At 35.5% G+C, this 12,540-nt stretch carries 6 protein-coding genes; all 6 read left to right on the top strand.

The features are described 5' to 3' along the window. The first annotated feature begins 24 nt into the window (after window positions 1-24). The 6 genes from K8B81_RS07600 to K8B81_RS07625 all read left to right on the top strand — a co-directional run bounded on the left by K8B81_RS07600 (window position 25) and on the right by K8B81_RS07625 (window position 12,534). Entirely contained in the window at window positions 25-1,500 is a 1,476-nt protein-coding gene (locus tag K8B81_RS07600; RefSeq protein ID WP_223680526.1) for a vanadium-dependent haloperoxidase, read from the top strand. Between the two features lie 24 nt (window positions 1,501-1,524). After that, window positions 1,525-3,735, top strand: a complete 2,211-nt coding sequence (locus K8B81_RS07605) for an FG-GAP-like repeat-containing protein (protein ID WP_223680528.1) — start codon at window positions 1,525-1,527, stop codon at window positions 3,733-3,735. A 55-nt stretch (window positions 3,736-3,790) separates the two neighbouring features. Further along, entirely contained in the window at window positions 3,791-7,087 is a 3,297-nt protein-coding gene (locus K8B81_RS07610) for a VCBS repeat-containing protein (RefSeq protein ID WP_223680530.1), read from the top strand. A 479-nt stretch (window positions 7,088-7,566) separates the two neighbouring features. Continuing rightward, a complete protein-coding gene (locus tag K8B81_RS07615) occupies window positions 7,567-8,772 on the top strand; it encodes a hypothetical protein (protein WP_223680532.1) in 1,206 nt (401 codons plus the stop codon). A gap of 9 nt (window positions 8,773-8,781) precedes the next feature. Next, window positions 8,782-9,321 carry a hypothetical protein gene (locus K8B81_RS07620; protein ID WP_223680534.1) on the top strand — a complete coding sequence of 180 codons (540 nt, stop codon included), beginning with the start codon at window positions 8,782-8,784 and terminating at the stop codon, window positions 9,319-9,321. Window positions 9,322-9,384: 63 nt separating this feature from the next. Next, on the top strand, window positions 9,385-12,534 hold the full coding sequence (locus tag K8B81_RS07625; protein ID WP_223680536.1) for a SusC/RagA family TonB-linked outer membrane protein: 3,150 nt from the start codon (window positions 9,385-9,387) through the stop codon (window positions 12,532-12,534). Window positions 12,535-12,540 lie beyond the last annotated feature (6 nt).

Consider the following 12,540-nt stretch of genomic DNA (forward strand, 5'->3'; position numbering starts at 1 on the left):
CAAAAACCATATAAAACCACCAAAATGAAAATTCATAAACTAGTATATAAAATACTATTATTTAGTATTTTAACCATTCCTCTATTGGCTCAAACTAAAGATGAAATTAAAGAACCTACCGGAGAAAACAATATGGCCTATAAATGGTCGCAGATTGCAATCACTGCCACAGGTAATGATACTGACAGATTTAAACCAAGACCAACAGTTACTTCCCGCTACTTAGGGCTCACATTTGTTGCGGTTTTTGACGCCTGGAGCCGTTACGATCAAAAAGCAATTCCAGTCTATTTAAAAGATACCAAAAGAAGACCCGCTAATGAACAGACTTTAAAAAATAAAGAGATTGCCATTAGCTACGCTGCTTATAATGCGTTATGCGAATATTATTTTTCAGACAAACAATTGTTTATCGACTTTATGGTTAAACTAGGGCTGGATCCAAATGATAAATCATTAGATCCTAAAACTCCAGTGGGAATAGGGAATTTAGCTGCAAAAGCTGTAATTGAAGCCAGAAAACATGATGGATCAAATCAATATGGAGAAGAAGATGGTTCGAACGGTACTCCCTATTTTAATTATGTAAATTACAATCCAGTCAATTCTCCAGACGAAATGATCGATGTTATTCATTGGCAGCCTAAATATTTTTCAGATGGAAAAGGTGGTAAGTTCGCACCAGGCTGTGCCACTCCATTCTGGAACAAAGTTAAGCCTGTCGGATTAAAATCAGGAGATCAGTTTCGTGCTGTGCCCCCACCTTCATTAGATTCAGAACAACTTAAAAATGAAGTTAAAGAACTACTTGATTTACAATATAATTTAACCAACGAACAAAAAGCACTGGTAGAATTTATGCGTGATGGACCAAAATCTGTACAACAGGCCGGACACTGGCTAAAATTTGCCCAGGATGTTTCGAGACGTGATCATCATACTTTAGATCAGGATGTAAAAATGTTTTTTTACAATCAGGTGACTGCTATGGATTGTTTTATAGCCTGTTGGGACACGAAAATGTTTTATGATTTTGCACGTCCTTATGCCTTAGTTCATTACTATTATAAAGATAAAAATATAAAAGCCTGGGGTGGTCCTGGTTTTGGAAATATAGAAATGAAAGGACAAGACTGGAGGCCTTATTCACCGGATATATTTTTATGCCCTGCTTTTCCGGGTTATGTTTCAGGACACAGTACAATTAGCGGTGGTTGTGGTGAAGCATTAAAATTATGGACCGGAAGTGATACTTTCGGAGAATCTGCAACATGGGAAACTCCAGGCTCGATGACAGAACCAAATAACATTGGAAAATCTGTAGTATTAAAATTTCCAACATTCACAGAAACAGCCAATATGGCTGGGATTTCAAGATTGATGGGAGGTTATCACATTCAGGCAGATAATGTTGAAGGACTTAAACTGGGCAGAAATGTGGCTCATGAAGTCTGGAAATTTTACAATTTTCATATAGGAAATAAAAAATTCGACAAGTAGCAACCCAATCTAAATATTTTAATTATGAAAATTAAACATTTCATATTGCTACTTACAACTGTTATTTTAGCAGAATCTTGTGACTATTTTTCTAATCCTAACGACAAGATGATTAAGATTTTGGAGGCTAGAAACAGAATGTATGATGTCAAGAAAAATCCATTTGCTACAAATGCAGAAATCCTCTATCTTGATTCAATAATAAAAAATTCCTATGAAGGACATTTAAAATTATATTATGAATTAAATAAAGGAAATGCATTATTAAAACTCGGTAAAGAATCAGAAGCAGTTTCAATTATGGAAAACGCTATCAAAAGACAAAAAGCAATTGATGGCAGAGATAACGCCCAGTCATTAAATTTTTTAGCAATTGCTTACATGAGACTGGCAGAAAAACAAAATTGCGTCAATTACCATAATCCGGAATCGTGTATTATCCCAATACAAAAAAATGGAATTCATACGATACGACAAGGCTCTCAAAAAGCAATTGAAATTTATAAAAAATTACTGGATATAAATCCTACTGATTATGAATCGAGATGGCTGCTGAATATTGCTTATATGACCATAGACGGGTATCCTTCTGATGTTCCTAAAAAATGGCTGATACCTGATCTGGATAAAAATAATTCAGAATATAGTATAAAACCATTTGTAGATGTTGCCGCAAATGTAGGCATAAATAGCAGGAATATGTCTGGTGGAGTCATTATCGATGATTTCAATAATGATAATTATTTAGATATAGTAACTTCTGACTGGAGTCTGGATGGAGTAATGCATTATTATCAAAATGATCAAAAAGGAAAATATATTGATCATTCCAAAGTATCAGAAATAGGGCGTTTCAAAGGAGGGCTTAATATGATACAAGCTGATTATGACAATGATGGCGATACCGATATTTTTGTTTTAAGAGGTGCCTGGATGCGTAAATTCGGAAGACAGCCTAACTCATTGTTACGGAACAATGGTGACGGAACTTTTACTGATGTAACGATTAAAAGCGGGTTGTATTCTGAATTTCCTACTCAGGCAGGCACCTGGAATGATTTTAACAATGACGGCTATCTGGACCTATTTATTGGTAACGAGTCATCAGATGATGACGTTTTCCCTTCTGAGCTGTATTTGAATAATCAGGACGGAACATTTACTAATGTTGCCAAAGCGGCAAAATGTGATGTTATTAGTTATATAAAAGGCGTAACATCTGCTGATTACGATAATGATGGTGACATAGATTTATTTCTTTCCGGAATGAATAAAAGAAAAATATTATTGAAAAATACAGGATTAAAAAATGGTATCCCACAATTTATCGACGTTACAGATAAAGCAGGATTAGCAGGAATTAATGTAATGACTTTTCCAACATGGTTTTGGGATTATGATAATGATGGCTGGCAGGATATTTTTGTTTGTGGCTATCAATACGAAGGTTCTGTGGGTGGAGAAGTTGCAATGGAAGCATTAAATATTCCTAATAATAGCAGCAAAATGTATTTATATCGTAATAATCATGATGGAACGTTTTCTGATGTTTCAAAAGTATCAGGAGTAAATAAAACTGTGCTTGCAATGGGCTCCAATTTTGGGGATATTGATAATGATGGTTTTTTGGACATGTACCTTGGAACAGGAAATCCAGACTATAAATCTCTGATTCCTAATAAATTATTTAGAAATATGGGTGATGGGAAATTTGCTGATGTAACTGTTTCTGCCCGTGTAGGAAATTTGCAAAAAGGTCATGGTGTCGCCCTTAATGATCTTGATAATGATGGAGATACAGATATTTTTATAGAAGTTGGAGGTGCTTATGCGGGAGATGCTTTCAGTAATTCTTTATACCTCAATCCTGGTCAAAATACCAATCGATGGATAAAATTGAAATTAGAAGGTACCGCAAGCAATCGTTCTGCTATTGGAACAAAGATAAAAGTCAGTTTCAAAGAAAACGATGTATCAAGATCTGTTTACAGAGTTGTAAATTCTGGTGGAAGTTTTGGGGCATCTGCATTAAGAATGGAAATTGGCGTGGGAAAGGCAACAATTATTGACCAAATCGAAATCACATGGCCAAAAAACCAAAAGAAAGAAGTATTTAGGAACATCAAACCAAATCAATACATTAAAATTATAGAAGGAGAAAAAAACTTTTCAAAAATAAATATTAAAAAAACAGTTTTTCCTACTGCTGGAGCGAAATCCCCAATTTGTATCTGATTCATTAAAATATAAAGTCTCAGAAATTCCAGAGACAATAATAAAATTTATTATTATGAAAAATAAAAAAATAAAAATAGTTCTTTTTAGCCTGTTAAGCTTATTAATGTTGGTAAGATGTTCTACTAAGGATTCAGATGAAAAAATATTTTCTACGCTTGATCGTGCTGATACAGGAATTAATTTCAGCAATAATCTAACAGAAAACGATTCCCTAAATTATTTTACATACACTTATATTTATATGGGAGGAGGAGTTGCCACAGGAGATATTAATAATGATGGTCTTATGGACATTTACTTTACAGGAAACCAGGTACCCAATAAACTGTATTTAAACAAAGGAAATCTGAAATTTGAAGATATTACTAAAAAAGCCGGTGTTGAAGGTGACAGCCGTTGGTACACAGGAGTTACGATGGCAGATGTAAATGCTGATGGGTTTCTGGATATCTACTGCAGTGTGGGTGGAAAATTTGGACCAAAAAACAATCAATTATACATCAATAATGGTAATGGCACATTTACAGAAAAAGCCAAAGAATACGGCATTGATGACATAGGAAACAGTGTCCAGGGGACGTTTTTTGACTATGACAAAGATGGGGATTTAGATTTATTTGTAGCCAACTACCCTCCTACTAAATTCAATTCTGCAACAGGTGATTATGTGCAGATGATGCTTCATGTCAAAGACAATGAATCAGGGCATTTATATCGAAATGACGGCAATCATTTTGCTAATGTTACACAGGAAGCCGGAGTAAAAAACTATGGTTTATCATTAAGTGCAACTATTGGTGATTTGAATAATGATAGCTGGCCTGATATCTACGTTTCAAATGACTTCAACTCGCCTGATTTTATGTATATCAATAATCAGGATGGTACTTTTAAAGAAGTTGTAAAACAAGCAATGGCACACAATTCTTTTTATGGAATGGGAGTTGATATTTCTGATTTTAACAACGATGGAAATTTAGATGTTTTTCAGGTTGACATGGATGCCAAAGACAATCGCCGTAAAAAAGCAAATATGTCCAGCATGAATCCAAAACTTTTTTGGGATGTAATTGATGCCGGTTTCAATTACCAATACATGCACAACTGCATGCAGCTGAATACAGGAGTTAATGAAAACGGAATACCACATTTTGGAAATATATCGCGTATTACAGGAACTTCATCTACTGACTGGAGCTGGGGACCTTTATTTGCTGATTTTGACAATGATGGAAATAAGGACTTATTTGTAAGTAATGGAACCCGAAGAGAAATTAATAATAATGATTTCTTTAATAGTTTAGAAGCTTTGGATTTACAGCCTAAGGACCTGCTTAAAAAATCGCAGGAAATTCCATCTGAGAAAATCGATAATTTTATGTTTCAGAATAAAGGAAACTTAAATTTCGAACAGGTTAATAAAAAATGGGGAATTGAATACAAAGGCTTTTCAAATGGTGTAGCTTACACCGATTTAGATAACGATGGTGATTTAGACTTAGTGGTAAACAATATCGATGATTATGCTTCGGTTTTTGAAAATTCAAGTTCTAAAATCAATAATTACATCAAAATTAATTTCAAAGGAAATTCAAAAAACACTTATGGTTTGGGGAACCGTGTCTACATCAAAACACAAAAAGGAACCCAGATGCAGGAACTTACTTTAACCAGGGGTTTTCAGTCATCAGTAGCACCTGAATTGCATTTTGGATTAGCAAAAGACAAAACGATCGACGAGGTAAAAGTAGTCTGGACTAATGGTAAAGTGCAAAAGTTATATAATGTAAAGGCAAATCAAACGCTAAACTTTAAAGAGCAGGATGCTAAAGAAGAAACAACTGCAAAACCAATTGCAATAAACACTCTTTTTAAAACAGAAAATGGTGTATTCCCAGTTTTTAAACATGAAGAAAACAAATACGATGATTTTAAAGATCAGGTATTGCTCCCTCATAAAATGTCTACCTTCGGACCCACTATCTGTGTTGGTGATCTAAATAAGGATGGTCTTGACGATTATTTCATCGGAGGTTCTGCAGGTTATACCGGAAAAATATTTTTGCAAACTCAAAATGGATTTACAGAAAAAAAATCTCACGCACTTGAGGAAGATAAATTCAGTGAAGATACAGGATCATTGATTTTTGATGCAGACAATGACGGTGATAATGACTTGTATGTAGTAAGCGGCGGTTACGAATTTTTGATAAACGATTCAAAACTACAAGACAGATTATACCTCAACAACGGAAAAGGCGATTTTACCAAAGCGCCAAAAGGAGTGTTGCCAACAATGCTCACCAGCGGTTCAAGAGTATATCAAATTGATTATGATAAAGACGGAAAAAAAGATCTTTTAGTATTAGGAAGACAGGTTCCCGGCCAATATCCGTCACCAACCACAACGTATTTACTGCATAACACGAGTAGCTCAACTCAGCCTAAATTTGAACTTTCTAAAAAAGCACCAAAAGAGTTTGTTAATCTGGGAATGGCAACAAGTGCTGTAATTACTGATTTTAATAATGACAAATCAGAAGACATCATTATTGTTGGTGAATGGATGCCAATCCGTGTTTTTCAAAATACCCAATCAGGTTTCAGAGAAGTTACCAAAAACATGGGACTTACTGATGATTCTACCGGCTGGTGGTGGAGCATTCAGCAAGGTGATTTTGACAAAGATGGCGACATGGATTATATCGTTGGAAACAACGGTTTGAATTATAAATACCAGGCTACTCCTAATGAAACTTTTGACATTTTTGTAAAAGATTTTGATAATGACAAACACAAAGATATTGTGTTAAGTTATTACAATGACGGTAAGCAATATCCGGTGCGTGGACGTGGCTGTTCGTCTCAACAAATTCCAAATATCAAGAAAAAATTCAAAGACTACGAAAGTTTTTCACAGGCTACTCTGGTGGATGTTTATACCGAAAAATCACTTAAAGAAGCTTTACATTATAAAGTTAAATCTTTTGCAAGTATCTATCTGGAAAACAGAAACGGAAAATTTGTCATTCATAAACTACCTGTTCAGGCACAAATTAGCTGTATCAATCAAATAGCGGTTGAAGACTTTGATAAGGATGGCAACCTTGATGCTTTAATTACAGGCAATATGTTCAATTCTGAAGTGGAAACACCAAGAAATGATGCAGGTCATGGTTTGTTTTTAAAAGGGAACGGCAAAGGTGCATTTACTCCGGTTTCAGCAGTTAAAAGCGGATTCTTTACTCCCGGAGATGTAAAAAACATGGAAAAAATTAAATTAAAAGACAAAAATTACTTTCTGGTAACCAATAACAACTCGTTTTTACAAACTATCAGAATTAATTAGAATCTTTTATACAAAACATTTACAGACGATAGTTATTTGTACGAAAATTTTAGGACAATTGATTTACAGATTTAATATGAATTGAAATTCTTCTAGCAGGATATTTCACTTTCAAATATTAAATAAAACAACACTTACAAGGTCTCTTTTTGATCTTGTAAGGGATTGTTTTTCTAAAATTCGAAATAGAAACATCTCAAAGGTTGTGATTGACCAATTGTTAAATAATTCAAGTCTGTTCTATTAATTGATACGGACTCTATCTCCCATCTATCATGTTTTCGAATTAAATAAATCTGCTTTTCTAAAATCAACAGCTAAATATTCAATCATTTAATCTTCTTTTAGGAACAGACGAGGTTAGGTAATACTTCATTGAGATTAATAAATCCCATCATGTTTGTTTTTTATGTTCAGTCAGATTTGTAAATCTGATGGTCAATCCTAATGCTTATTAACTGTATTAAAGCAATCAAACCATGAAAAAAATACCATCATTATATCCTGCATTTGTTTTTATAACATTTGTTTTAATTAATTTTACTGTGCAAAAAATCTCTGCTCAGGGCTGTGTCGCTGTTCGTCAAATGGGCGGACTTTATATGAATTCTGCCAGTTCTTATAATTTAAACGAAGGCGAATTTCAGGTAGGTACAAATTACCGTTACTTTCATTCCTGGCGGCATTTTGTTGGCAAGGAAGAACAATTAGAGCGTCAGACTTCAGGCGGTGGTCACGATGAAAACGGCGTGGAGAGAGGAAATGCCGTAAACATTTATTCGCATGCAGTAGATTTAAATTTTTCGTACGGAATAACCAACAGAATCCAGATTAATGCTACTCTGCCCTATGTTCATAATGAGCGTTCTCAGGTGCTAAGGCAAACATCGCCAGTAAAAGACACGCTTAGATACAGCGTATATGCGCAGGGTTTTGCAGATGCAAGACTAAGCGTAAATTACTGGTTTTTTGACCCGAAAACAGCTCATAAAGGAAATGTAATGCTGGGCCTTGGGTTAAAATTAAACACTGGAAGCCATGACAGAATGGATGATGCGCCACAAGCAGATGGCACAACAAAAAGCGTGGTAATGGACCAGGCCATTCAGCCCGGTGATGGCGGAGTTGGTATTGCAGTAGAGGCACAAGTATTCAGACAATTAACGGGACGTTTGTACGGATTTGCCAATGGCTATTATTTATTTAATCCAAAAGAATCAAATGGCACATTCAAATCGGCTCCAAAAGCAGGTTTAGAAGGGTATGAAATTTATGCCAGTCCAGATCAATATTTTGCAAGGGCCGGTGTATCTGCAGGAATAGACAAAAAAGAAAATTTTAATGTCTCACTGGCCGGAAGAATTGAAGGTATTCCTGCCTATGATGCTTTTGGAGGACAGGTCGCTTACCGTCGCCCGGGATACGTCATAGCGATAGAATATGGTCTTTCTTATCATGTCGGAAAACATAATTTCAGCTTATTTATTCCCTATAATATCGTAAAAAACCGTATTCAGAGTGCTGCAGATATTGCCAGCCAGGATCTGCAGAATTCGGTTATTACTGATCCTTCCAAATATGTTCATGTACAGGGTGATGCAGCTTTCGCAGATTATTCTGTCAATGTAGGATATTCTTATCGCTTTAGCCTAGGAAAAAAAACGAAAGTAACGATGCTTAATTAATATATCAGGATGAAAACTACCTTTAACTTTTTCTATTTCTTATTAAGTGATAAAATAGGAAAGCATAGCGTCAATCTGATGCGCATCGCACTGGCTACCATTTACATTTGGTTTGGCATTTTGAAAATCTTCGGAGTCAGTCCTGCCGGTGATTTAGTAGAGCAAACCGTTTTTTGGTTTAAACCGGAATTTTTCATTCCAATACTTGGAGTTTGTGAAGTCTTTATTGGATTAGGATTGCTTATCAGAAAATGGATTCCTGAAACGATTCTCTTGCTTTTACTGCACATGATAGCCACCCTCACTCCTATTTTTATCCTGCAGTCGAGCTGTTTTGAGATTTTCCCTTTCGAGCCTACGCTGGCAGGTCAGTACATTATCAAAAATCTTGTTCTGGTTGCGGGAGCGCTTGTCATTTCCGGAAAATATAATGAGGATTATTACACCGCAATCCAGTTGAAAAAAGTACAGGACAAATTTGAAGCAACTACACAAACAGGCAATGCTCAAATCTTAAACCAACAACATGATGTTCCGCAAAATGTATGAGCATAGGCTATAGAAGAGCTACTGCCTAATTTAAGTTTTAAAATTAAAATCAATACTTATAATATGTTATTAGAAAAATATTCAAAATTACTGCTATTTTTTTTCTTTTTGCTTACTGGACAGAGTTATGCGCAGAAGCAAAACCTGAAAGGAAGAATTGTAGATTCCAAAGACAATATGCCCTTAATTGGTGTAACGGTTCAGTCGGAAACTGAAGAAGTTATAACCAATGAAGATGGGGATTTTATTATTGAAAATCAAAAATTACCAGTAACATTGAAACTGAGTTATATCGGATATACGACACAGGAAATTGTCGTACGCTCTTTTGATTTAGTAACAATAAAACTGCTTAAGGATTCAAATCAATTAGATGAAGTACTGATTTCGAGTGGTTATTTGTCTCAAAAAAAATCCGAGTTTTCAGGTTCGGTTTCCACAATTTCAGCAAAGCAATTACAGAACCGGCCTACTACCAGCTTCGATCAGTTATTAGGTGGTCAGGGAACTGGAATCGATGTAATTCAGTCTACAAGTGTACTGAATAATACACCCATTATTAGGATTCGTGGCTTAAACACCATTACATCCGGACTTTTCCCTTTAATTGTGGTCGATGGTGTCGCCGTTTTTACCGGATCATTAGGTGGATTCATCGGCAACAATCCGCTATCCGGAATCAATCCCAATGATATCGCCTCTGTCGACGTACTGAAAGATGCCTCTGCTTCTGCCATTTACGGATCAAGAGCTGCAAACGGAGTTATGGTTATTACTACCAAAAGAGGAAAAAACGGAAAAACCAAATTCAATTATAATACTTGGTTCAGTCGAAGCACTCCTTATAATCTGCCTAAATTATTAAATGCAGAAGATTATACCATGATAAAAAACGAAGCTCTCGTTAATGCAGGTAAAGCACCCGGTTTTTTCCTTTCTAAAAATCCTGACGGAAGTACTGTAGATACAAATTGGTATGATGTGGCTTATGAACCGGGTTATTCAAGCAATCACAACATTAACGTTTCCGGAGGTAACGAAACGACTCAATATTATTTTTCATTAGACTATACCAATCAAAATAGTTTTATAAAAAATAACACCTTTCAAAATTACATGACGCGCTTAAACATCAGTCACGAACTCAATAAGTTTATAAGGGCCGGTGTAAATCTTTCTTACAGCAACGCAAAAAATGTCGGGCCAAACACAGGTGCTGTAGCAGGAAACACTTTGTCTTCATCAACCTATAATACAGAGTATATTACAAATGAGCCTTTAGGCAGGATGACGTATGTTTTGCCTCCGAACGTACCCGTTTATAATGCTGACGGGGCTTATAGTATTCAGAATGGGATAAGTGTGGGTTATGGAGCCAATATCCCGTCTATTATTGGTACAATCAATGCCTATAATTTAGCGATGGTCCAGGAACTTGACCTGACTACTTCAATTAGTAAATCGCTCTTAGGCAATGTATATGGAGAGTTTGATATCACCAAAAAGCTAATTTTCAGAACGAGTTTTGGTTTGAATAGTATCGGTGTCGAAAACAAGTTGTTTTTAAATCCACTTCACGGAGGAGGTGCTGCTTACAATGGTGTGGCAACCAATATCGCTACTGATTTATCAAGAACCGACTGGGCAAATACCATAACCTATAAAGATTCTTTTAATGAGGATCATAATTTGATGATTTTGGCTGGTTATGAAAGAATTAAAACCACTTTCGAAAGCTGGGGCGCAACACAAAGCAATGCAACCGACACTTATTATAAAAATTACCAAGGAAGTTATGCCAATATTTCACCAATTGGCAACGAACTTTCAGAAAATGCCTTAGTATCTTATTTTACCAACTTAAACTACAATTATAAAAACAAATACTTCCTGACTTTAAACTATAGAATCGATGGCTTATCAGCATTATCAGAAGGAAATAAATACGGGAATTTTGGAGGAGGCTCTGTAAGCTGGAATCTGCTCGAAGAATCTTTTTTTAATGATTCAAAATTAAAGGGCTTCCTTGATAATTTAAAACTTAGGGCCAGTTATGGAATTGTAGGAAATAGCGAAATAGGAAATTACCCTTCTATTGGCACCTATAATTCATCTACTTATGGCGGTTCGCCAACGTTGGGTTATTCGCAAACCTCCAATCCAAATCTAAAATGGGAAACCAGTTCAAAACTTGATTTGGGATTGAATTTCGCTATGCTAAACAATCGTATTTCAGTAGAATTCGATTATTACAACAATAAAATCAGGGATTTAATCCTGAAAACCCCACAGTCACTTTCTGCAGGAATTCCGAATAATTATATCAACGAAAATGTGGGCGGAATGTACAATACCGGCTATGAAATAGGTATAAATGCACTTGCTGTTACTGCCAGAAACTTCAATTGGAATATTAATTTAAATCTTTCCACACTTAAAAATAAAGTAACATCATTAGCAAGCGATGTATTTGTTCCGAGTGTATTTGGGGTACAAAATATGACCAGAGTAGGTTATTCAATTGGGTCTGTTTTTGCTGTACCAAATAAAGGTGTAAATCCCGAAAACGGACAAATGATCTTCATAAACAGCGAAGGGAAAGAAGTGCAGTACAATCATATTGGTTCACCAAAATGGACGTACCTCGATGGCAGCGCTGCTCCGGCAATAGACAATTACAAAGATGGTGTCATACAAGGACCTTCATTGCCAAAACTGTTTGGAGGATTAAACAATACTTTCAACTACAAAAATTTTGTTTTAGCTGTAAATCTAACTTTCTCACAAGGAAACAAACTGTATAACGGAACACGTGCTACGAATTCTGATCAGCGTTATTTTAATAATGGGGAGTTTATAAAAAACAGATGGACAACTCCGGGACAGATTACAGATATCCAAAAGTTGTATTATGGCGATAATGTTTCGGCTGGTTTTTCATTTTCAAGTACTTCAAAAGTAGAAGATGGTTCTTTTGTAAAACTGAAGAATCTTTCTTTAGGATACAATGTACCTGTGGAAGCTTCTTTTCTAAAAAATACATTCAGCTCTCTATATGTGTATCTGCAGGGAAATAACCTGTACACCATTACCAAATACAGGGGTTCTGACCCAGAAGTTTCTATTAATGGAAACTCAATCAATTCAGGAAAAGATCAGAATGTCCCACCAAATGCCCAGGTGTATACTTTGGGGTTGAATATTGGATTTTAATTAAAA

The sequence above is a fragment of the Flavobacterium hibisci genome, from assembly GCF_020026925.1.
Classification (GTDB): Bacteria; Bacteroidota; Bacteroidia; order Flavobacteriales; family Flavobacteriaceae; genus Flavobacterium; species Flavobacterium hibisci.

Bases quoted from the DNA above. Each gene is read 5' to 3' on its own strand.
- K8B81_RS07600 (WP_223680526.1), top strand. From the start codon at position 25: ATGAAAATTCATAAACTAGTATATAAAATACTATTATTTAGTATTTTA.
- K8B81_RS07605 (WP_223680528.1), top strand. From the start codon at position 1,525: ATGAAAATTAAACATTTCATATTGCTACTTACAACTGTTATTTTAGCA.
- K8B81_RS07610 (WP_223680530.1), top strand. From the start codon at position 3,791: ATGAAAAATAAAAAAATAAAAATAGTTCTTTTTAGCCTGTTAAGCTTA.
- K8B81_RS07615 (WP_223680532.1), top strand. From the start codon at position 7,567: ATGAAAAAAATACCATCATTATATCCTGCATTTGTTTTTATAACATTT.
- K8B81_RS07620 (WP_223680534.1), top strand. From the start codon at position 8,782: ATGAAAACTACCTTTAACTTTTTCTATTTCTTATTAAGTGATAAAATA.
- K8B81_RS07625 (WP_223680536.1), top strand. From the start codon at position 9,385: ATGTTATTAGAAAAATATTCAAAATTACTGCTATTTTTTTTCTTTTTG.